This is a genomic window from Pseudoduganella lutea (assembly GCF_004209755.1).
Lineage (GTDB): Bacteria > Pseudomonadota > Gammaproteobacteria > Burkholderiales > Burkholderiaceae_D > Rugamonas > Rugamonas lutea.
Genome location: NZ_CP035913.1, coordinates 1,940,162 through 1,961,296 on the forward strand (window position 1 = coordinate 1,940,162; position 21,135 = coordinate 1,961,296).

A 21,135-nucleotide genomic window follows, 5' to 3' on the forward strand; every position below is an offset into this window, starting at 1 on the left:
ACAACATGCGGGTTTCACGGGTGTTCGGCCTCGCTGTGCACAGCCTCGCGCCGCACGAGGTAGATGCCGCTGCCGATGATGATCGCGGCACCCACCAGGGTCCACCGGTCCGGCAAGGTGCTCCACAAGGCCCAGTCGATCGCCACGCCCCACGCCAGCGCGGTGTACTCGAACGGCGCCACGATCGATGCCTTGCCGATGCTGAATGCCTTGGTGATCGCCAGCTGGCCCAGGAAGCCGGAGAGCGCCAGGGTGGCGATCACGGGCCAGTCGCTCCACTGCAGCGGCACCCATCCCGGCCACGCCAGCGGCAGCGCCCCGCCACCGATCATCACCAGCAGCCAGAACATGATCTGTTCATTCGAATCGGTGCGCGACAGGATCCGGCTGGCGATCGCGGACACCGCGTAGCATGCCGCCGAGCCCAGGATGGCCAGCCCGGCCACGGAAATGAAGCTGGTGCCCTCGGGCCGCAGCACGACAAGCACGCCGACCAGGCCGACGCCGATCGCCAGCCACTGCATCGCGTCGACGCGCTCGCCCAGGATGAATACCGACAGCGCCGTGATCAGCGCCGGCGCGATGAAGAACACCGAATACGCTTCCGACAGCGGCAGCGATTTGAGGCCATAGGCGAACATGGTGAGCATGCCGATCCCCAGCGCGCCGCGCAGCAGCTGCAGCGGCCATCGCACCTTGAAAATGCCGCGGAATCCGCCGCGGTAGGCAACGTAGGCACACACCAGCGGCATCGATGAAAACGCGCGCAATACCGTCACCTGCATGGCCGGATAGCGGGCAGCCAGCAGTTTCATGGCCGTGTCCATGATCGAGAACATTGCAACGGCGATGACCATCGCATAGATGCTGTGCAGGTTTTCCTTGGCTTGCTGTTTCAAGAAGCGGTCCTTGGCTGGCGTGTAATAAGATTAGCCGGCCATTGTAATTCGCCCGCACGCGAACAGTGAGCGGTATCAGCGTTTCCTTTCGCTGCGCGGTATCATGATCGAATGACCAAGCCCACCAAGAAACCGAAAGTATCTCCCGTCTTCGAAGTGCATGATTCGCCGATCCACGGCAAGGGTGTCTTCGCCCGCCGCGCCATTCCGGCCGGTACCCGGATCATCGAATACACCGGTGAAATCGTCGACTGGGATGAAACATGCCGCCGCACCGCCGAGAAGGGCGGCCCGATCAACCACACGTTCTTCTTCACGCTGAACAACGGCCTGTTGATCGACGGCGGCGCCGGCGGCAACGACTCGCGCTTCATCAACCACTCGTGCGACCCGAATTGCGAAGCGATGGAAGAAGACGACCGCGTCTTCATCCACGCACTGCGCGACATCGAAAAAGGCGAGGAGCTGCGCTACAACTATGGCCTGATCTACGACGAACGCCATACTCCCGCCGTGAAGAAGGCGTTTGAATGCCGTTGCGGCGCGCCGAACTGCACCGGCATCATGCTGGCGCCGAAAAAGCGCAGCCGCGGGAAGAAGGCGGCACCATAAGTTGTAACAGGCGTAGCCAATCTACAACGTTGCCATTTGTTAAGATCGTTAAATAGCCGTTGTACCAGCAGTTCCCCGATCGGGGAATGGCTTTTTCGCGGTATGCAGCACTGCCGCCCGCCTGCCTGTTACACGTATGTCCGGTAAATTCCATCGCGGCTAAATGAATTTCTCTGGCAAATCATTGCCGAGGGTAACTTTGTAACGGCCGAGGTAGCGCTCCCTTGGCATGCGTGACCGCTGCGCATAATGAAATTCCTGCAAACAAAGGAGTTTCAATGAAAAGCTTGGCATACCACCTGCTGGCCGCATCGGTGCTGGCGGGAATGGCGCAAGGCGCCGCCGCGAGCGCCACGAGCACGGGCGGCATTGGCGCGGTCACCATCACACTCGTCGACCTCGCGCCGGACGATGGCATCGCGCCGTCGATCGTGTTCGCTCCGGACATGGGAGAGAACAGCGGCGGCACGGTGAGCGGCGAACTGCGCTCATGGACGGGCGACGACGAAAGCTTCCGCGAATTCCGCAGCGTGGGCTCCGGCCTGGCGTCATCGGTCAGCGCCGGACGCGATACCCCCATGGCTTCGGCCAGCGGCAGTATTGCGGGCCTGGCTGGCGCGGGCTTCTCCGCATTGGCCGCGCAAGGCCAGGCCGGCAGCGGCGCCGCGGCGCGTGGTTCATACGACGTGACGGTGCAGAGCGCGTGGGCAGGCTTCACGCTGTCCGCCAATACGGCCGTGTACTTCTCGGCCAGCGGCTGGGCGCAGGGTACGACATCGACCGGCGGCGACCCGACCACGGGCTGGGACGAAGCCGGCGGCGCGCTGGTGGGTCTCGGCGCGGCAGGCTTCGACAGCGGCGGCACGCTCGTGTGGGACGACGACGAACACATCGCCACCGCGAGCTACACGCTCGACGGCGCCGGCAACGTGCACGGCGATGCGCAATCGTGGACGGGCCTGCTGTCGGTCTCGTTCAGCAACACCACCAACGCCAGCGTGGACGGCATCTTCACGGGAGAGGCCCGTGCGTTCGGCCATTCGGCCGTCTCCGCCGTGCCCGAACCCGCGACAGGCCTGATGCTGCTCGGCGGCCTGGGCCTCGTCGGTGCCATCGCCCGCCGCCGCGCGACAAGGGAGGCCGCATGAAACGCCTGATCCTTGCTTCTTCCCTGCTGCTGGCCGCGACCGGCGCCCTGGCCGCCGCCAGCAGCACCGTGCACATCAACGGCGTGACGATCACGCTGACCGACCTGGACCTGAACGACGGCATCGCCGCATCGGCCACGATGATGCATGGCAGCCAGCCCTATCTCAACATCGGCAGCGCCAGCTTCGATCCGGCCTACAGCAACGATGCGCAAGCCGGCATCGGCACGCATGGCGCCAGCCAGCTGCACGCCGATGTGGGCACCACGTTCTCGCACTCGTCCGCCACGATCGCCGGCCAGCCGTCGATCGTCGGCTATTCCAGCATCGCGCTGGAGGGTGCGGCGCTGAGCTCCGCCGTGGGCTATGGTGAATACGGCGCGACCGCGGCGCCCTACACGGCGATGAACGTGCAGGTCGCGGCAAACACGCGGGTGACGGTAACGTTCGACGCCAGCATCGACGTGGCGACGACGGTGGGCCTCGACGCGGCCGGCAACGCCGAGCGCGCAATGGGCCGCATCCTGATGGCGTTCGACGGACTCGACGCCGATGGCGCCTGGGTCATCGACGAACAGTTCCAGGAACTTGTCGCCGGCTACCGGGTCGACAATGCCGGCAATGTGCTTGGCGACACCTTGCACTGGGATGGCCAACTGTCCGTCAGCTTCGCGAACTGGACCGGCAGCGACACGGTCGCCACGCTGTACAGCGAGGGAGTCATCGGTGGCAGTTCGGTGGTGAGCGCGGTGCCCGAACCGGCCACGTACGGGATGCTGCTGGGCGGACTTGCTCTGCTGGGCGTTGCGGCGCGACGCAAGAAGGCCGCGTGCTGATGAGGCGGTCGTAGTGTACGAAAAAAATGCCGCGCAACCGCGCGGCATTTTCTATCCGTCCGAGGTGGCTTAAACCTGGCCCAGCAGCGTCTCCGCGTTCGACACTTCGAACTTGCCGCCCTGCTCCACGTTCAGCTGCGTGACGACGCCATCCTCGACCAGCATCGAGTAGCGCTGCGAGCGCGTGCCCATGCCGAACTTCGAGAAGTCCGCATCCAGGCCCAGCGACTTCGTGAAGGCGGCGTTACCGTCGGCCATCATGCGCACGATGTTCGTGGCTTTCTGCTCGCGGCCCCAGGCGCCCATCACGAACGCGTCGTTCACCGAGATGCACCAGATCTCGTCCACGCCCTTGGCCTTGAAGGCTTCGGCATGCTCCACGAAGCCGGGCACGTGCTTGGCCGAGCAGGTGGGCGTGTAGGCGCCCGGCAGGCCGAAGATTGCGATCTTCTTGCCGGCGGCCAGTTCCTGCACGTTGAACGTGTTCGGGCCCAGCGAGCAGCCTTCGGTTTCGACTTCGATGAATTCGGACAGCGAGCCTTCCGGCAGTTTGTCGCCGATCTTGATGGTCATGGTGATCTCCTTGTAAAGCGTTGCGTGCCGTGCGAACGGATGATTCCGAAAGCAGCCCGGGCCACGCAAATGAAAAGCCGGGCAGGCAAAAAAAAACCGCGCTGGGGTAGTACACAAAGCGTGCACCCAAGGCGGCAGCTCCGGCAAGTATGCCAGAGCGCGAGCGAAACCGCTCGAAAGCGCCGGCCCCTCTCACCAAGGCCGGCGTGGCGGCGTCCAGGGACGCCGCCGGAACAGATGATCAGTCGGCCTGCTTGCGCAGGAATGCCGGGATGTCGTAGGTTTCCATGCCGTTCTTTTCCATCGCGCGCACCTGCTCGGAAGCCGATTCGCGGCGCCACACGGCTGGAGCCTTCTGGCCTTCGAAGTTGTGGCCGGCAGCGACGCCCACGCCCATCGCGGTCGATGCGGCGGCGCCGCCCAGCCCGGCCTGCGGGTTCAGCGGGTTGTTGTGGGTGCCCGTGCGCAGCATCTGCTGCGGCACCAGCTGAACGTGCTTCTTGTTCTTGCCCAGGCCCGTTGCCACCACGGTCACGCGGATCGAATCGCCCATCGAATCGTCGTAGGCGATACCTTGCGCGATCGATGCGTCCGGTGCGGCGAAGGCGCGCACCGCGGCCATCACTTCCTTGATCTCCTTGCCCTTCAGGCCACGGCTGGCGGTCACGTTGACCAGCACGCCGCGCGCGCCGGACAGGTCGATGCCATCGAGCAGCGGCGAAGCCACGGCCTGTTCGGCGGCGATGCGCGCGCGATCCACGCCGGCGGCGGTCGCGGTACCCATCATGGCCTTGCCCTGCTCGCCCATGATCGTCTTCACGTCGTTGAAGTCGACGTTGATGTGGCCCGGCACGTTGATGATCTCGGCGATACCGGCCACCGCGTTGTTCAGCACATCGTCGGCATGCTGCAGCCATTCGATCAGCGACTCGTCTTCGTAGATCTCCTCGAGCTTCTCGTTCAGGATCACGATCAGCGAGTCGACGTTCTGCGACAGCTGCTCCAGGCCTTCATCGGCGATCTCCATGCACTTCTGGCCTTCGTGCGAGAACGGCTTGGACACGACCGCAACGGTCAGCGCGCCCAGCGATTTCGCCACTTCCGCGACGATCGGCGCGGCACCGGTGCCGGTACCGCCGCCCATGCCCGCGGCGATGAACACCATGTGCGCACCGCGCAGCGCATCCTCGATGCGTGCGCGCGAATCCTCGGCCAGCTTGCGGCCGACATCGGGTTTCATGCCCGCACCCAGGCCGGTCTCGCCGATCTGGATGATGTTGTCGGCCTTGGAAGCCGACAACGCCTGGGCATCGGTATTGGCGGCGATGAATTCCACCCCGCTCATGCCCTTGTTGATCATGTGCTGCACCGCGTTACCGCCCGCGCCGCCAACACCGACCACCTTGATCACCGTTCCCAGTGACGCGTTATCGACCATATCGAACTCCATGATGTGCTCCTAGTTAAAGCGCGCTTCGTGCGCCAGCCTTCATATCGGTAGAGACTGGGGGGCGAAGACTGCGTATATATAAAAATAGTTTACCCTGTTGTTACCGTTTCGGGTGCAATAAAGGCTGTCGCGTGCGGCGGCCAGCCCACAGTGCCCCACCTCAGAAATTACCGAGGAACCATTCCTTCATGCGTTGCCAGACCGCCTTCACGGACCCGTCCTGGCGCGTCACGATATGCCCGCGCAAATACTGCTTCTTCGCTTCCAGCAGAAGACCGAGCACGGTGGCATAGCGGGGGCTGCGCACCACGTCGGCCAGCTGGCCGCGATAGTCCGGCGTGCCGAGGCGCGCCGGTTTCAGGAAGATGTCCTCCGCCATCTCGACCATGCCGGGCATGATCGAGGAGCCACCGGTCAACACGATGCCGGACGAGAGCACGCCCTCGTATCCGGATTCGCGCACCACCTGGTGCACCATGGCGAACAGTTCCTCCACGCGTGGCTCGATGACGGCAGCCAGCGCCTGGCGGGACAGCGGGCGAGGTCCGCGGTCGCCCAGGCCCGGCACTTCCAGGTGTTCCCCCGGATCTGCCAGCACCTGCTTTGCCACGCCGTAGCGGATCTTGATTTCTTCCGCTTCGGACGTAGGCGTCCGCAAGGCCATCGCTATATCGTTGGTGATCTGGTCACCGGCGATCGGGATCACTGCCGTATGGCGGATCGCGCCGTCCGAGAACACTGCAACGTCGGTGGTGCCGCCGCCGATATCGATCAGCACTACACCCAATTCTTTTTCGTCCGGCGTCAGCACGGCATCCGCGGATGCCATGGGCTGCAGGATCAGGTCCGAAACCTCGAGCCCGCAGCGCCGCACGCACTTGACGATGTTCTGCACCGCGCTCACTGCGCCGGTAACGATATGTACCTTCACTTCCAGGCGGATGCCGCTCATGCCGATCGGCTCGCGCACATCCTCCTGGCTGTCCACGATGAACTCCTGCGGCACCGTGTGCAGCAGCTGCTGATCAGTAGGGATGTTAACGGCCTTCGCCGTTTCGATGACGCGCGCCACATCGGTCGCCGTGACTTCCTTTTCCTTGATCGCCACCATGCCGCTCGAATTGAAGCTGCGGATATGGCTGCCCGCGATACCCGCGTAGACATTGCGGATCTTGCAGTCGGCCATCAGCTCGGCTTCCTCGAGGGCGCGCTGGATGGATTCCACGGTCGCTTCGATGTTCACCACCACGCCCTTCTTCAGGCCCTTCGATTCGTGCTGCCCCAGCCCGATCACTTCGTGGCGGCCATCGCCCATCACCTCGGCCACCACGGCAACCACCTTGGAGGTGCCGATGTCGAGGCCGACGATCAGGTTTTTCGCGTCTTTTGTCATTATCTGCTCGTATGTATTCGTTGTACTGCTTCAGCGTGTTTTTTTGCTTATTTTTTTGCTTTTTCAGCCGGTATCTTCAACCCCGCCGCCGACAGCGCCAGACCGTTCTGGTAACGCATGTCGATCGTTTCGATGTCCGGCACGCGCGCGGCCAGTTGCGGCCACACCGATACCAGCCGCGCCACGCGCTCCCTGAGCATCGTCGGTGTCTGCTCGCGGCCCAGCGCCACGCTGGCGCCGCTTTGCAGCGTCACCGTCCACGCGTAGCGGCTCGACAGCGCCAGGCCCGCCGGCACGAGCTTCGCCGGCGCGAACCACTTGCGCAGCTCGGCGTAGCGCGACAGCACTTCCTTCTCGCTGCCGTCCGGCCCGGAAAATTGCGGCAGTTCGTGATCCTCTTCCGCCTCGGCCAGGTTGGCGGTAAACACATCGCCCTTCACCGACAGCAGGCGGCCATCCTCGCCCCACGTGCCCAGCGCCTCGTGCTCTTCGACCTCCACGATCAGCTGGTTCGGCCACTCGCGCCGCACGGTAGCGCGCCGCACCCATGGCACGGCCTCGAATACCTGGCGCACCTGTTCCAGGTTCGCCGTGAAGAAATTGCCGCGGATGCGGCCCTGCGTACCGTTCTTCAGCGTCAGCAGGTTCACGTGGCGCAGTTCGGCGCGCTCCATCGCTTCGACGCGGATCGTGCGCAGGTCGAAAACCGGCCGGTGCGCGATCCACCAGATGCCGGCGGCGACGCAAACGGCAAACACCAGCGCGACGATGCCGCTGGCGGTTGCGTTCAAGGCTTTTGCGTCGTGCCACATGGTTCGTTCAGACCTTCTTGTTTTTCAGCCGTGCCGTGCGCAGGATTTCCACGCACAGCTCCTCGTACGACAGACCGACGGCACGTGCAGCCATCGGCACCAGCGAATGGGTCGTCATGCCGGGCGACGTGTTCACCTCCAGCAGGAACGGCCGGTTGTCGCTCGTGCGCAGCAGCACGTCCACGCGTGCCCAGCCTTCGCAACCCAAGGTGCGATAAGCCTCGACGGCGATGCGGCCCATCTCGGCCTGCACCGCCTCATCGAGCTGCGGCGGGCAGAAATACTGCACATCGTCAGTGAAATACTTGTTCTGGTAGTCGTACTTGCCTTCCGGCGCCACGATTTCCACCACAGGCAGCGCGCGCGCGGCGGCACCCGTGCCCAGCACGGCCACGGTGAATTCGCGGCCGGTAACGAAGCTTTCCGCCAGCACTTCGTCATCCAGTTTCGCCGCCACGTCGTAGGCCGCCTGGAATTCGTCGACAGCATTGACCTTCGTGATGCCGATCGAGGAGCCTTCGTGTGGCGGCTTCACGATCAGTGGCAGGCCCAGTTGCGCGGCCACGGCCGGCAGGTCGGACTGCCCATCGAGCAGCGCGTAGTCCGGCGTGGGCAAGCCGGCCTTTTGCCAGAGCACCTTCGTCGTGATCTTGTCCATGCCGACCGAGCTGGCCATCACGCCGCTGCCCGTATAGGGAATGCCCAGCAGTTCGAGCGCGCCCTGCAGCGTGCCATCTTCGCCGAGGCGGCCATGCAGCGCGATGAAAACGCGGTCGAATTTTTCCGCTTCCAGTTCGCCCAGCGAACGCTGGCCCGGATCGAACGGGTGTGCATCGATGCCCTGGCCGCGCAGGGCTTCCAGCACGCCGCTGCCGGACATGATGGACACTTCGCGCTCGGCGGAGCGGCCGCCGAACAGCACGCCGACCTTGCCAAACGATTGCGCTTCTTCTTTCGAGATACTCATGCTCATGCCCTGTCGTTCAAGCTTTGTAGTTCACCAGTTTGCCCGGTACGCCGCTGATCGCGCCCGCGCCCATCGTCAGGACCACGTCGCCGTCCCGTACCAGGTTCATGATCGTTTCCGGCACCTCGGCGATGGTTTCGACGAAGACCGGCTCGGTCTTGCCGCGAGCGCGGATCGCGCGCACCAGCGAGCGGCCGTCGGCGCCCACGATCGGCGCCTCGCCGGCCGGATAGACTTCCACCAGCAGCAGCAGGTCCACCACCGACAGCACGCGGGCGAAGTCCTCGAACAGGTCGCGGGTGCGGGTATAGCGGTGCGGCTGGAACGCGAGCACCAGGCGGCGGCCCGGATACGCGGCGCGGGCGGCGGCCAGTGTCACTTCCGTTTCCACCGGGTGATGGCCGAAATCGTCGACCAGCGTGAAGGTGCCGCCGCCCGGAATGGCGACGTCGCCGTATTTCGTGAAGCGGCGGCCCACGCCCGCGAAGCCCGCCAGGCCGGCTTGCGTGGCGCTGTCCTCGACGCCGATTTCACGCGCGATGGCAACGGCCGAGCAGGCGTTCTGCACGTTGTGCATGCCCGGCTGGTTCAGCACCACGTCCAGGTCGGGGAAGCCTTCCTGCAGTACCGTGAAATGCATCTGCGTGCCGACCGCGCGGGCGTTCACGGCGCGCACTTCGGCGTCTTCCGCGAAACCATACGTGGTGACGGGCTTGGTCACCTGGGGCAGGATGCTGCGCACGTGCGGGTCGTCGATGCACAGCATGGCGCGCCCGTAGAACGGCAGCCGGTGCGTGAAGTGCACGAACGCCTGTTTCAGCTTTTCGAAATCGTGCTCGTAAGTTTCCATGTGGTCGGCATCGATGTTCGTGATCACCTCGATCATCGGCGCCAGGTTCAGGAACGAAGCATCCGATTCGTCCGCCTCGGCCACCAGGTACTCGCCGGAACCCAGCTTGGCATTGGCGCCCGCCGCGGTGAGCCGGCCGCCGATCACGAACGTGGGGTCCAGGCCGCCCTGGTACAGCACGGAGGCGACCAGCGACGTGGTCGTGGTCTTGCCGTGCGTGCCGGCGATGGCGATGCCGCGTTTCAGGCGCATCAGCTCGCCCAGCATCACGGCGCGCGGCACGATCGGGATCTTTTTCGCGCGGGCCGCCACCACTTCCGGATTATCCGCCGCGACGGCGGTGGAGGTGACCACCGCATCGGCGGCGCCGATGTATTCGGCCGCATGGCCCTGGAATACCTGTGCGCCCATGTCGGCCAGGCGCTGCGTGACGGCATTACTGCCCAGGTCCGAGCCGCTGACGTTGTAGCCGAGCGTGACCAGCACCTCGGCGATGCCGCTCATGCCGCTGCCGCCGATGCCGACGAAGTGAATGTTCTTGACCTTGTGTTGCATGTTTGCGTTCTTCTCTGCCCGTTGTGCGCGTTATTGCCGTTATTGCCGGTTATTACCAATTCATGCCAGTTGTTCGAGTACGTTCGCGATCGCGTCGTTCGCATCGCGCTTGCCCACGGCCCGCGCCGCCACGGCCATGCCGCGGCAGGCGTTGCGCGTGAGCGTTTGCAGCAGTGCCGCCAGGCCCTGCGCGGTCAGTTCCGTTTGCGGCAGGTGGATCGCCGCATTCTGCTTCTGCATCCATTGCGCGTTGTCGCGCTGGTGGCTGGTCGTCGACGCCACGAGCGGCACGAGCACGCTGGCCACGCCGGCCGCCGTCAGTTCGGAAACCGTGATGGCGCCCGCGCGGCAGATCACCACGTCGGCCTGCGCATACGCGCTGGCCATGTCGTCGATGAAGTCGACCACGCTGGCCTGCACGCCGGCCTGCGCATAACCGGCGCGCAGCGCATCGATATTCTTCTTGCCCGACTGGTGCGTCACCAGCGGTCGTTCGGCTTCCGGCAGCAACGCCAGCGCGGCCGGCAGCGCATCGTTCAGCGCCTTCGCGCCCAGGCTGCCCCCGACGACGAGGATGCGCAGCGGGCCTTCGCGGCCGGCGAAACGCTGCTCGGGCGCCGGCAGGTCGAGGATTTCCTTGCGCACCGGGTTGCCCGTGACGACGGCCTTGCCGGCGGCGCGGCCGAAGTCGGCCGGGAAACCGAAGCACACCTTCGACGCCACTGGTGCCAGCGTCCTGTTCGACAGCAGCAATGCCGCATCGGCGTTGACGAGCACCAGCGGCACGTTGCGCAGCTTGCTCATCATCCCGCCGGGCACCGTCACGTAGCCGCCCATGCCCAGCACGGCATCGGGCTTGCGGCGGCCAATGATGCCGTAGCAATCCCAAAAAGCCTTCAGCATCTTCAGTGCGCCGGACACCGTATGGCCCAGGCCCTTGCCGCGCATGCCGGAAAAATGGATCACGTCCATCATCACGCCGGCCTTCGGTACCAGGTCACCTTCCATGCCGTGCGATGTGCCCAGCCACGTGACTTCCCAGCCGCGCTCGCGCATCGTGCGCGCGATCGCCAGGCCGGGAAAAATGTGGCCGCCGGTGCCGGCCGCCATGATCACGAGTTTCTTCATACTCGCCCGCCCCGCATCAGCACGCGGTTTTCATAGTCGATGCGCAGCAGGATCGCCAGGCCGAGACAGTTGACGAGCACGCCGGTGCCGCCGTAGCTCATCAGCGGCAACGTCAGTCCCTTGGTGGGCAGCAACCCCAAATTGACTCCCATATTGATGAATGTCTGGATACCGACCCAGATACCGATGCCCTTGGCGACCAGGCCGGCGAAGGTCTGGTCGATGGCGATCGCCTGGCGGCCGATCTCGAAAGCGCGTTTAACGATCCAGTAGAACATTCCGATGACAACGAGCACGCCGATCAGCCCCAATTCCTCGCCGATCACGGCCAGCAGGAAGTCGGTATGCGCTTCGGGCAGGTAGTGCAGCTTTTCCACGCTGCCGCCGAGACCCACGCCGAAGATCTCGCCGCGGCCGAAGGCGATCAGCGAGTGCGTCAGCTGGTAGGCCTTGTTCAGCGCGTTTTCTTCTTCCCACGGATTCAGGTACGCAAAGAAGCGGTCGCGCCGGAACTTCGACAGTGCGATGATCGACACGAAGACCGTGACCAGCATGCCGGCGATGCCGCCGAACCAGATTGCGTTCACGCCGCCCAGGAACAGGATGCCCATGGCGATGCAGACGATCACGCCGAACGCACCCAGGTCGGGTTCGAGCAGCAGCAGCAGGCCCACGACGCTGACCGCGATCGCCATGGGCAGGAAGCCCTTGGTCAGCTTGTGCATGTATTCCTGCTTGCGCACCGTGTAGTCGGCCGCGTACAGCACGATGAACAGCTTCATCAGCTCCGAAGGCTGCAGGTTGTAGATCTTCAGCGACAGCCAGCGCCGCCCGCCATTGACCACCACGCCAATGCCGGGGATCAGCACGAGCACCAGCAGGAACAGCGTGCCGATGAACAGGTATGGCGCCCAGCGCTGCCATGTGGCGACCGGGATGCGGAACGCCACCAGCGCCATCACGGCGGAAATTCCGATGAACGTGGCTTGCCGCGTCAGGAAATAGGAACTCGAGTAGGCCGCGTATTTGCGCGAATCGGGCAAGGCAATCGACGCCGAGTACACCATCACCATGCCGAGCAGCAGCAGCAGGATGATCACCCACAGCAGCGGCTTGTCGTACTCCATCATGCGCGACTGGCGCGAGCGGATATCGATCGGCGTGACCGATCCCCCGCCGGAGAACTTGAATGGCAGCTGGAAGGCCATCAGATCTCCTGTCCCGCATCGAGCGCGATGCCGCGCACGGTGTCGATGAACACTTGCGCGCGGTGCGCATAGTTCTTGAACATGTCCAGGCTGGCGCAGGCGGGCGACAGCAGCACGGCGTCACCGGCATGGGCCAGCGCGGCGGCGCGCTGCGTTGCTTCTTCCAGCGTCGCAAAGTCTTCCAGCGGCACGTTCGTGTCGGCCAGTGCGGCGCGGATGGCCGGCGCATCGCGGCCGATCAGCACCACGGCGCGCACGTAGCGCGATACCGGGCCGGCCAGCGGATCGAATGCCTGGCCCTTGCCGTCGCCGCCGGCGACCAGCACGATGCGCTGGCTGTCGCCGCCGAAGCTCTTGCCCAGGCCGTCGATGGCGGCCACGGTGGCCCCCACATTGGTGCCCTTGCTGTCGTCGTAGAATTCGACGCCATTGATGGCGGCCACCAGTTCCACGCGGTGCGGCTGGCCCTTGTAGTCGCGCAGGCCGTGCAGCAGCGGCGCGAACGGCAGCCCGATCGCCCGGCACAGCGCCAGCGCGGCCAGCGCGTTGGTTGCGTTGTGCGTGCCGCGAATCTGCAGCGCATCGGCCGGCATCAGTTTTTTCACCTGGGTCTCGACCGCGGGCACCGGTTCGTTCTTGCGGCGCTTCTTTGCCGGCTCGGCATCGTCCGTCGGCTCGGCCGTGGCCAGCCACCACACTCCCCGCTCGTTGACGAGGCCGAAGCTGTGCAGGCCCTCGGGTTCGCCGGTGCCGAAGGTGGCAGTTGAATTAGCACCATTGGTACCGGCCGGGGCCGCCATGCGCATTGTCCAGGCATCGTCGCGGTTCAGCACGCGCACGGTGTGCTCGCCGAAGATGCGCGCCTTGTCCGCGGCATAGGCTTCCATGGTACCGTGCCAGTCCAGGTGATCCTGCGTCAGGTTCAGCACCGTGGCGGCATCGGCCTGCAGCGAGTACGTGGTGTGCAGCTGGAAGCTGGACAGTTCCAGCACCCAGGCCTGTGGCAGCGAATGTTCCAGCTGCGCGTTGTCCATCGCCTCGCGCAGCACGTCCAGCGCGGCGGGGCTGATGTTGCCGGCCACCTTCACCGATAGGCCGGCGCGTTCGCACAACTGGCCGGTCAGGGTGGTGACGGTGGTCTTGCCATTGGTGCCGGTGATCGCGATGACCTTCGGCGCATAGGCGCGATCGGTCTTCAGCCAGGCCAGCGCCTGGGCGAAGAGTTCGATCTCGCCCCAGACAGGGATGTTCCTTTCCTGCGCGGCAGGCAGGATCTGGGACAGTTCGCGGTTCGGCGCAAGGCCGGGGCTGACGGCGACGAAATCCACGCCGTCGAGCAGCGCTGCATTGAACGGACCGGAGATGAACTGCGTGCCCGGCACCGCTTCGCGCAACGCCGGCAGGCGTTCCGGCACGGCGCGCGTATCCGCCACGCGCAGCAGCGCGCCGCAGCGGGCGAGCCACTGCGCCATGGCCAGGCCCGATTCGCCAAGGCCCAGCACCAGCGCGATTTTGCCGTTATAGATCATCTGTGTTTACCGTTGTTTGCCGTTAATACCGTTATTACCGCAGCTTCAGGGTGGACAGGCCCACCAGCACCAGCATCATCGTCACGATCCAGAAGCGCACCACGACCTGCGTTTCCTTCCAGCCCTTCTGTTCGAAATGGTGGTGCAGCGGCGCCATCAGGAAGACGCGACGGCCCTGGCCGTAGCGCTTCTTGGTGTACTTGAACCAGCCCACCTGGATGATCACGGAAACGGTTTCGGCGACGAAGATGCCGCCCATGATGAACAGCACGATTTCCTGGCGCACGATGACGGCGATGGTACCCAGCGCGCCGCCCAGCGCGAGCGCGCCCACGTCGCCCATGAATACTTGCGCGGGGTGCGTGTTATACCAGAGGAAGGCCAGGCCGGCGCCGGCCATCGCGCCCACGAAGATGATCAATTCGCCGGCACCGGGAATGTGCGGGATGAACAGGTATTTCGAGTACGTGGCGCTGCCGGTGAGATACGCGAACAGGCCGAGCGCGGAACCGACCATCACGGTCGGCATGATCGCCAGGCCGTCCAGGCCATCGGTGAAGTTGACGGCATTCGACGAACCCACGATCACGCAATAGGTCAGCGCGATGAAGCCCCACACGCCCAGCGGGTAGCTGATCGTCTTGAAGAATGGCACGATCAGGTCGGCCTTCGGCGGCAGGTCCATCGAGAAGCCCGACTGTACCCACTGGAAGAACAGCTTGAACACTTCGGCCGGCGTGGGCGCCGACACGGAAAAGGCCAGGTACAGCGCGGCGGCCACGCCCACCAGCGACTGCCAGAAGTATTTTTCGGCCGAGCGCATGCCTTCCGGATCCTGGTTGACCACCTTGCGATAGTCGTCCACCCAGCCCACGGCGCCGAAGCCCAGCGTGACGACGATCACCGGCCAGATCAGCCGGTTCGACCAGTCGCACCACAGCAGGGTGGAAACACCGATCGCGATCAGGATGAGGACACCGCCCATCGTGGGCGTGCCATGCTTTTTCAGGTGCGTTTGCGGGCCGTCGGTACGTACGGCCTGGCCATATTTCATGGCGGTGAGCTTGCGGATGACGGCGGGACCGGCGACGAGGCCGATCACCAGCGCCGTGATCGTGGCGAACACGGCGCGGAATGTGATGAAGGTAAAGACGCGGAATGCGCCGATATCGTCCTGCAGGTACTGTGCGAGCCAAAGCAGCATGATCAGTGGTTTTCCTTGTTAGCTTGTTGCGATCCAATCAAATGCTGCACGACCCGCTCCATCTTCATGAAACGGGAGCCCTTGATCAACACCGTGGTGTCCGGCGTCACTGCCGCGTCGACTGCCGCGAGCAATGCGTCGAACTGTTCGAAATGACGGACGTTTGCAAAACCTGAACCTGCACCTGCATCCTGCATGTGCCGGGCCAGCGTTCCCGTCACGAGCACCTGTTCGATGCCCTTCTGTGCCGCGTAGGCGGCGATCTCTTCGTGGAATTCCTTCCCCTTGGTACCCACTTCGCCCATGTCGCCCAGCACCAGCACGCGCGGCGCCGGGCTGCCGGCCAGCACGTCGATCGCGGCGCGCACGGAATCCGGGTTTGCGTTGTAGGTATCGTCGATGACGACGGCGCCGTTGGCGGCCTGCTTGCGCTGCAGCCGGCCGCTGACCGGTGCGAAGCTTTCCAGCCCCGCCTTGACGTGGTCGAACGAAATACCGGCTGCGGCCGTGCAGGCGATGGCGGCCAGCGCGTTGCGCACGTTGTGCTCGCCGGCTGCCTGCAGGGCGATATAGAACTGGACCAGCTCACCATCGCTGCAGCGGATCGACACGAACATCTGGTTGCCGAAGTCCGCCGGGCGGAACGTGCAGCTCACGTCGGCTTCCTTGGTCAGGCCGAAGGTGATCGTGCGGCGGCTGCCGGCGAGCTCGCGCCAGACTGGCGTGAATTCGTCGTGCGACGGGAACACCGCCGTACCGTCGCCCGGCAGCGCGGCCAGCACGGAACCGTTTTCGCGCGCCACGGCTTCCACCGTGTGCATGAATTCCTGGTGTTCGCGCTGGGCGTTGTTCACCAGTGCGATGGTCGGCGCGGCGATCTTCGCCAGCCGACCGATTTCGCCCGGATGGTTCATGCCCAGTTCGACCACGGCCGAGGAATGGTGCGAGGCGAGCCGGAACAGCGTGAGCGGCACGCCGATCTCGTTATTCAGGTTGCCGCGCGTTGCCAGGCGGTCTTCCTCGCCATGGGCGGCAGCCAGGATGGCGGCGATCATTTCCTTGACGGTCGTCTTGCCGTTGCTGCCCGTGACGCCGATGAGCGGCAGGTCGAACTGGCTGCGCCACCAGTGGGCAATCCGGCCCAGTGCAACCAGGGTATCGGGCACCAGGATGACGGAAAGCGTGGCCGGCGGCGTCCACCCTTCGGGCAGTTTCTCGACGACGACGGCGGCCGCGTTGCGCGCCACCTGCGGCAGGAAATCATGGGCGTCGAAATGCTCGCCGCGCAGCGCCACGAACAGGGCGCCCGGCGCCACGGTGCGGCTGTCCGTCGACACGCCATCGAAAGCGACGGGCGCTCCCGACAGGCGCGCGTCGCCCAGCGCGCCCAGGATCTGGTCCAGCGTTGCGCGCATCAGTTTGGCCTCATCATCGTCAGTCGGGCAGTCAGCGCCAGTTGGGCGTGATCGGCATCGGAGAACGGCAATTTCTTGCCCTTGATTTCCTGGTACGGTTCATGGCCCTTGCCGGCCACCAGGATCACGTCGTTCCTTCCCGCGTGCTTGACGGCGGAGAGGATGGCGGCGGCGCGGTCTTCGATCGCCTGCGCCGGGCGGCTGGCATCCATGCCGGCAAAGATCTGCGCGATGATCGCATGCGGATCTTCACTGCGCGGGTTGTCGCTGGTAACGAGCACGTGATCCGCCGCCTGCGCGATGCGGCCCATCTGCGGGCGCTTGCCCGGATCGCGGTCGCCGCCGCAGCCGAACACGCACCACAGCTGGCCGCCGCGATCGGTGGCCACGGGGCGCAGCGCCTCGAGCGTTTTTTCCAGCGCGTCGGGCGTGTGCGCGTAGTCGATGACGACCATCGGCGCATCGTTGCCGCCCACGAGCTGCATGCGCCCCGGGGCCGGCGTCAATGCCTCGATCGCGTCGACGGCCGCGCGCAGCGGCATGCCTTTCGCCAGCAGCGCACCCAGCACACCCAGCGCATTGCTGACGTTGAACGCGCCGACCAGCTTTGTCTTCACCTGCGCGCTGCCTTGGGGCGACTCGAGGTGGAACTCGGTGCCGGCGCTGCGGCTCCTGACCTGGCTGGCCCGCAGGATCGATACACCCTCCAGCCCGGCCATGTCGAGTTCGTTCTTCAGCGTGTAGCCGATCACCTGGCCACCTTTTACCCGCGCTGCCATGCGCAAGCCGGCCGGATCGTCCAGGTTGATCACGGCCGCCTTCAGGCCCGGCCAGGCGAACAGCTTTTCCTTGGCCGCGGCATAGGCTTCCATCGAACCATGGAAATCCAGGTGGTCGCGCGTGAGGTTCGTGAACAGCGCCACGTCGAAATGCATGCCCGCCACGCGGCCCTGTTCGAGCCCGATCGACGAGACTTCGATGGCCAGCGAGCGCGCGCCGGCGGCGCGGCATTCTTCCAGCGTGCGGGCCAGCAGCACCTGGTCCGGCGTCGTGTAGCCGGTGGCCGTGAACTCGGGTTCGGTGCGGCCGCCATGGAACAGGCCCACGCCCAGCGTGCCGATCACTGCGGCCGTTTCGCCGGCGCGCGACAGGGCGCTGCCAAGCCATACGGCCGACGATGTCTTGCCGTTCGTGCCCGTGATGCCGACCGTGAACATGCCTTCGTCCGGCATCCCATATACGGCGTGGGCGATCGGCCCCGCCACGTTCTTCAGGTCCGGCACCGGCAGGCTCGCCACCTGCCACTCCGGTTTCCACGCGAAGCCTGCCGGGTCGTACACCACGGCCGCGGCGCCCTGCCCGATTGCGCGTTCTATATAGGCGCGGCCATCGCCGGCGTCGCCCGCGCTGTTGTTCGGGTAGGCAAAGAAGGTATCACCGGACTCGATGCGGCGCGAGTCCGATGCCAGCTGCCCATTCGGCGCGGCTTGCTTGATCCAGCCGGCGATCTGGTTGATGTCGTCGTTATTGTTCATGTTCGTCATTACATGGCCTCCCCTTCGTTACCCGTCGGGGCCACGATTTCCGTCACGGTGGAATCGGGAGGCACGTTCATGGCGCGCAGCGCGTTCTCTGCGACTTTTGCAAAAGTGGGAGCGGCCACCTGGCCGCCGAAACGGCCGCCCTGGGTGGGCTCGTCGATCATCACCGCGATCACGAACCGCGGTGCCGACAGGGGCACGATGCCCACGAAGGAACCGATGTACTTGCGCGGGATCGGGTAGCGGCCGTTCTCCACCTTGTAGGCGGTGCCGGTCTTGCCGCCCACGCGGTAGCCCGGAACCTGGGCCTGCTTGGCGGTGCCGTCCTTGCCGGTGACCACCATCTCCAGCATCTCGCGCATCTGGCGCGCGGTCTGCGACTTGATGATCTGCTGGCCCTGCGGCAGGTCATGGCTTTTCTCGAACGTGAGCGGGATCGTATCGCCATCGCGGGCGAACATCAGGTAGGAACGGGCCAGCTGGATCAGCGATACGGAAATGCCGTTACCGTAGCTCATCGTGGCCTGCTCGATCGGCCGCCAGTTTTTATATGGGCGCACGCGGCCCGCGACGGCGCCGGGGAAACCCCATTTCGGCTGCTGGCCGAAACCGACCTTGGTAAACATTTCCCACATGTCCTGCGCCGGCATCGACAGTGCGATCTTCGAGGTGCCGATGTTCGACGACATTTCGACGACCTGCTGCACGTTGATCACGTGGTGCGCCTTGGTGTCGCTGATCGTGCGGTCCTTGATCGTGAGGCGGCCGTTGCCGGTATCGATGTGCGTATACGGCGTGACGATGCCCTTGTCCAGCGCCAGCGCCACGGTGATCGGCTTCAGGGTGGAACCCGGTTCGAACGAGTCGGTCATCACGCGGTTGCGCAGCTGCGCGCCGGTGAGCTTGCGGCGGTCGTTCGGGTCGTAGCTGGGGTAGTTGGCCAGCGCCAGCACTTCGCCCGTGTGCACGTCCAGCACCACGGCGGCGCCGGCCTTGGCGGCGAACTTCTCGACGGCGGCCTTCAGCTGGGTAAAGGCGATGTACTGGATCTTGGAGTCGACCGACAGCACCAGGTCCTTGCCGTCATGCGGCTCGTGCTTGGCGCCGATGTCCTCGACGATGTGGCCAAGGCGGTCCTTGATCACGCGGCGCGAGCCGGTCTGGCCCACCAGCGTTTTCTGGTGCGCCAGCTCCATCGATTCCTGGCCCACGTCTTCCACGTTGGTGAAGCCCACCACGTGCGTCATCACTTCGCCCTGCGGGTAGAAGCGCTTGTATTCCTTGCGCGTGTCGATGCCGTCGATCTTCAGTTGTGCGATCTGGTCCGCCACGTCCTGCTCGACCTGCCGTTTCAGGTACACGAAGTTGCGATCGGAATCGAGTTTCTTGCGCAGCTCGGCCTCGCTCATGTCGAGCAGCCTGGCCAGCGCGCGGATTTTCTCGGGCGGCGCCTGCAGCACGTCATCCGGGATCGCCCAGATGGCTTTCACGGGAATCGACGATGCCAGCACCTGGCCGTTGCGGTCCATGATCTTGCCGCGCGTGGCAGGCAGTTCGATCGTGCGCGCATAACGGATTTCGCCCTGCTTCTGCAGGAACTGCGTGGACAGGCCCTGCAGCCAGACCGCGCGCACGGCCAGCGCCGCGAACGCGGCGAACAGTACGAACAGCACGACGCGCGAACGCCAGGTGGGCAGCCGCACCGCGAGCACGGGGCTTTTCGTGAACGACACGCCCTTCGAGGCGGCAACGCGGGAGCTTGCGGGATTCGGACGGCTCATTCTTCGCCCTCCGTCAGGTATTGGGTACGCGCCGGCGTCAGCTGGGTCATGCCCAGGTCGCCGTGCGCGATTTCTTCGATGCGGGCATGCTTGCCCAGCGTGGACTGGTCCAGTTGCAGCTGCGCCCATTCGATGTCGAGCTGGCGCGCCTTGGCTTGCGCGCGCTCCAGTTCGATGAACAGGTGGCGGGCCTGGTATTGCGCGTTGACGAGCGACAGCGCGCAGCCCACCAGCAGCGCGGCCAGTACGGCGCTGAGCTTGCCGGTCATGCCGGCCTCACGTGCTTGGGCAGCCGCATGGCCACGCGCATCACCGCCGAGCGGGCACGCGGGTTCTCGTCGACCTCCCGGTCGGAGGGCTTGATCTTGGCCAGCAGCTTTACTTCCGGCTGCGGCAGGTCGACGGCGCGGATCGGCAGCCGGCGGTCCGGCTGCGGCACGTTGGCACGTTCGGCGAGGAAGCGCTTGACGATGCGGTCTTCCAGCGAATGGAAGCTGATGACGGCCATGATGCCGCCGGGCGCCAGCGCGTCGTAGGCCTGCTTCAATCCGGCCTGGAGGTCCTCAAGCTCTTGATTGATGTGAATCCGGATAGCCTGAAAGGTCCTTGTGGCCGGATCCTTGCCCTTCTCCCGGGTTTTGACCGCGCCTGCCACGATGCCGGCAAGCTGTCGTGTGCTTGAAATTGATTCGACTGCCCGGCGAGCAACAATCGCCTTTGCAATCTGAAAAGCAAACCGTTCTTCCCCATAATCCCTGATCACCTTTTCAAGAGTCTGTTCCGATTCCGTGGCCAGCCATTCGGCCGCGGAGATGCCGCGTGTGGTGTCCATCCGCATGTCGAGCGGCCCGTCATTGCGGAATGAAAAGCCGCGCGCAGCGTCATCGACCTGCGGCGACGAAATGCCCAGGTCGAGCAGCACGCCGTCGACCTGGCCGATGCCGCGTTCGGCAAAGGCGGTCGCCATCGTGGCGAAACTGTCGTGCACGATCGTGAAGCGCGGGTCGTCGATGGTGTGCGCGGTGGCGATGGCTTGCGGGTCCTTGTCGAACGCGACAAGGCGCCCCTGCGCGCCCAGGCGCGACAGCAGCAGGCGGCTGTGGCCACCGCGGCCGAAGGTACCGTCGACATAGATGCCATCGGCGCGCGCGCCGGCAATGGCGAGGGCGTCGACCGCTTCGTCTAACAGCACCGTACGATGCTGGAAATCTGGCACCGCTGTGTTCTTCATGTG

Annotated in this window: 19 protein-coding genes; 3 read left to right on the top strand and 16 right to left on the bottom strand. The window is 65.0% G+C overall.

Annotation, left to right across the window (positions count from 1 at the left end):
- Positions 1–14 precede the first annotated feature (14 nt).
- On the bottom strand, positions 15–857 hold the full coding sequence (locus EWM63_RS08065) for a DMT family transporter (RefSeq protein ID WP_130190266.1): 843 nt from the start codon (positions 855–857) through the stop codon (positions 15–17).
- Positions 858–1,010: 153 nt separating this feature from the next.
- Here EWM63_RS08065 and EWM63_RS08070 point away from each other — a divergent pair, with 153 nt between their 5' ends.
- The 3 genes from EWM63_RS08070 (at position 1,011) to EWM63_RS32300 (ending at position 3,495) form a co-directional block, all read left to right on the top strand.
- Positions 1,011–1,511, top strand: coding sequence for an SET domain-containing protein (locus EWM63_RS08070; protein WP_130186064.1), 501 nt, complete (start codon positions 1,011–1,013; stop codon positions 1,509–1,511).
- 278 nt (positions 1,512–1,789) lie between these two features.
- Positions 1,790–2,659, top strand: a complete 870-nt coding sequence (locus EWM63_RS08075; protein WP_229487802.1) for a PEP-CTERM sorting domain-containing protein — start codon at positions 1,790–1,792, stop codon at positions 2,657–2,659.
- The gene (locus EWM63_RS32300) at positions 2,656–3,495 is read left to right on the top strand and encodes an FxDxF family PEP-CTERM protein (protein ID WP_229487803.1); all 840 of its coding nucleotides are present in this window, start codon (positions 2,656–2,658) and stop codon (positions 3,493–3,495) included. Before EWM63_RS08075 ends, EWM63_RS32300 begins: the two co-directional genes overlap by 4 nt.
- Positions 3,496–3,564: 69 nt before the next feature.
- Here EWM63_RS32300 and EWM63_RS08085 read toward each other — a convergent pair whose 3' ends face one another.
- The 15 genes from EWM63_RS08085 to rsmH all read right to left on the bottom strand — a co-directional run bounded on the left by EWM63_RS08085 (position 3,565) and on the right by rsmH (position 21,132).
- A complete protein-coding gene (locus EWM63_RS08085; protein ID WP_130186065.1) occupies positions 3,565–4,068 on the bottom strand; it encodes a peroxiredoxin in 504 nt (167 codons plus the stop codon).
- 241 nt (positions 4,069–4,309) lie between these two features.
- Entirely contained in the window at positions 4,310–5,518 is a 1,209-nt protein-coding gene (gene ftsZ, locus EWM63_RS08090) for a cell division protein FtsZ (protein WP_130186066.1), read from the bottom strand.
- A gap of 160 nt (positions 5,519–5,678) precedes the next feature.
- Entirely contained in the window at positions 5,679–6,911 is a 1,233-nt protein-coding gene (gene ftsA, locus EWM63_RS08095; protein WP_130186067.1) for a cell division protein FtsA, read from the bottom strand.
- A 47-nt stretch (positions 6,912–6,958) separates the two neighbouring features.
- Complete coding sequence (locus EWM63_RS08100; protein ID WP_130186068.1) at positions 6,959–7,723, bottom strand: cell division protein FtsQ/DivIB; 765 nt, start codon at positions 7,721–7,723, stop codon at positions 6,959–6,961.
- Between the two features lie 7 nt (positions 7,724–7,730).
- The gene (locus EWM63_RS08105; RefSeq protein WP_371861197.1) at positions 7,731–8,690 is read right to left on the bottom strand and encodes a D-alanine--D-alanine ligase; all 960 of its coding nucleotides are present in this window, start codon (positions 8,688–8,690) and stop codon (positions 7,731–7,733) included.
- 16 nt (positions 8,691–8,706) lie between these two features.
- Positions 8,707–10,095: a UDP-N-acetylmuramate--L-alanine ligase gene (gene murC / locus EWM63_RS08110; protein ID WP_130186070.1), complete on the bottom strand. Its 1,389-nt coding sequence runs from the start codon at positions 10,093–10,095 to the stop codon at positions 8,707–8,709.
- A 60-nt stretch (positions 10,096–10,155) separates the two neighbouring features.
- Complete coding sequence (murG, locus tag EWM63_RS08115) at positions 10,156–11,223, bottom strand: undecaprenyldiphospho-muramoylpentapeptide beta-N-acetylglucosaminyltransferase (protein WP_130186071.1); 1,068 nt, start codon at positions 11,221–11,223, stop codon at positions 10,156–10,158.
- Entirely contained in the window at positions 11,220–12,431 is a 1,212-nt protein-coding gene (gene ftsW / locus EWM63_RS08120; RefSeq protein WP_130186072.1) for a putative lipid II flippase FtsW, read from the bottom strand. The genes murG and ftsW overlap by 4 nt, the downstream gene beginning before the upstream one ends.
- A complete protein-coding gene (gene murD / locus EWM63_RS08125) occupies positions 12,431–13,960 on the bottom strand; it encodes a UDP-N-acetylmuramoyl-L-alanine--D-glutamate ligase (protein WP_130186073.1) in 1,530 nt (509 codons plus the stop codon). Before murD ends, ftsW begins: the two co-directional genes overlap by 1 nt.
- A 34-nt stretch (positions 13,961–13,994) precedes the next feature.
- Positions 13,995–15,164 carry a phospho-N-acetylmuramoyl-pentapeptide-transferase gene (gene mraY, locus EWM63_RS08130; protein ID WP_130186074.1) on the bottom strand — a complete coding sequence of 390 codons (1,170 nt, stop codon included), beginning with the start codon at positions 15,162–15,164 and terminating at the stop codon, positions 13,995–13,997.
- A 2-nt stretch (positions 15,165–15,166) separates the two neighbouring features.
- Positions 15,167–16,579, bottom strand: a complete 1,413-nt coding sequence (locus tag EWM63_RS08135) for a UDP-N-acetylmuramoyl-tripeptide--D-alanyl-D-alanine ligase (protein ID WP_130186075.1) — start codon at positions 16,577–16,579, stop codon at positions 15,167–15,169.
- On the bottom strand, positions 16,579–18,123 hold the full coding sequence (locus tag EWM63_RS08140; RefSeq protein WP_130186076.1) for a UDP-N-acetylmuramoyl-L-alanyl-D-glutamate--2,6-diaminopimelate ligase: 1,545 nt from the start codon (positions 18,121–18,123) through the stop codon (positions 16,579–16,581). Before EWM63_RS08140 ends, EWM63_RS08135 begins: the two co-directional genes overlap by 1 nt.
- Entirely contained in the window at positions 18,123–19,901 is a 1,779-nt protein-coding gene (locus tag EWM63_RS08145) for a peptidoglycan D,D-transpeptidase FtsI family protein (protein WP_130186077.1), read from the bottom strand. The genes EWM63_RS08140 and EWM63_RS08145 overlap by 1 nt, the downstream gene beginning before the upstream one ends.
- Positions 19,898–20,170: a cell division protein FtsL gene (ftsL, locus tag EWM63_RS08150; RefSeq protein WP_130186078.1), complete on the bottom strand. Its 273-nt coding sequence runs from the start codon at positions 20,168–20,170 to the stop codon at positions 19,898–19,900. Before ftsL ends, EWM63_RS08145 begins: the two co-directional genes overlap by 4 nt.
- Positions 20,167–21,132 carry a 16S rRNA (cytosine(1402)-N(4))-methyltransferase RsmH gene (gene rsmH / locus EWM63_RS08155; RefSeq protein ID WP_130186079.1) on the bottom strand — a complete coding sequence of 322 codons (966 nt, stop codon included), beginning with the start codon at positions 21,130–21,132 and terminating at the stop codon, positions 20,167–20,169. The genes ftsL and rsmH overlap by 4 nt, the downstream gene beginning before the upstream one ends.
- Positions 21,133–21,135 lie beyond the last annotated feature (3 nt).

Coding starts and splice junctions, on each gene's coding strand:
- EWM63_RS08065 (WP_130190266.1), bottom strand. CDS start 857: ATGGTCATCGCCGTTGCAATGTTCTCGATCATGGACACGGCCATGAAA.
- EWM63_RS08070 (WP_130186064.1), top strand. CDS start 1,011: ATGACCAAGCCCACCAAGAAACCGAAAGTATCTCCCGTCTTCGAAGTG.
- EWM63_RS08075 (WP_229487802.1), top strand. CDS start 1,790: ATGAAAAGCTTGGCATACCACCTGCTGGCCGCATCGGTGCTGGCGGGA.
- EWM63_RS32300 (WP_229487803.1), top strand. CDS start 2,656: ATGAAACGCCTGATCCTTGCTTCTTCCCTGCTGCTGGCCGCGACCGGC.
- EWM63_RS08085 (WP_130186065.1), bottom strand. CDS start 4,068: ATGACCATCAAGATCGGCGACAAACTGCCGGAAGGCTCGCTGTCCGAA.
- ftsZ (WP_130186066.1), bottom strand. CDS start 5,518: ATGGAGTTCGATATGGTCGATAACGCGTCACTGGGAACGGTGATCAAG.
- ftsA (WP_130186067.1), bottom strand. CDS start 6,911: ATGACAAAAGACGCGAAAAACCTGATCGTCGGCCTCGACATCGGCACC.
- EWM63_RS08100 (WP_130186068.1), bottom strand. CDS start 7,723: ATGTGGCACGACGCAAAAGCCTTGAACGCAACCGCCAGCGGCATCGTC.
- EWM63_RS08105 (WP_371861197.1), bottom strand. CDS start 8,690: ATGAGTATCTCGAAAGAAGAAGCGCAATCGTTTGGCAAGGTCGGCGTG.
- murC (WP_130186070.1), bottom strand. CDS start 10,095: ATGCAACACAAGGTCAAGAACATTCACTTCGTCGGCATCGGCGGCAGC.
- murG (WP_130186071.1), bottom strand. CDS start 11,223: ATGAAGAAACTCGTGATCATGGCGGCCGGCACCGGCGGCCACATTTTT.
- ftsW (WP_130186072.1), bottom strand. CDS start 12,431: ATGGCCTTCCAGCTGCCATTCAAGTTCTCCGGCGGGGGATCGGTCACG.
- murD (WP_130186073.1), bottom strand. CDS start 13,960: ATGATCTATAACGGCAAAATCGCGCTGGTGCTGGGCCTTGGCGAATCG.
- mraY (WP_130186074.1), bottom strand. CDS start 15,164: ATGCTGCTTTGGCTCGCACAGTACCTGCAGGACGATATCGGCGCATTC.
- EWM63_RS08135 (WP_130186075.1), bottom strand. CDS start 16,579: ATGCGCGCAACGCTGGACCAGATCCTGGGCGCGCTGGGCGACGCGCGC.
- EWM63_RS08140 (WP_130186076.1), bottom strand. CDS start 18,123: ATGACGAACATGAACAATAACGACGACATCAACCAGATCGCCGGCTGG.
- EWM63_RS08145 (WP_130186077.1), bottom strand. CDS start 19,901: ATGAGCCGTCCGAATCCCGCAAGCTCCCGCGTTGCCGCCTCGAAGGGC.
- ftsL (WP_130186078.1), bottom strand. CDS start 20,170: ATGACCGGCAAGCTCAGCGCCGTACTGGCCGCGCTGCTGGTGGGCTGC.
- rsmH (WP_130186079.1), bottom strand. CDS start 21,132: ATGAAGAACACAGCGGTGCCAGATTTCCAGCATCGTACGGTGCTGTTA.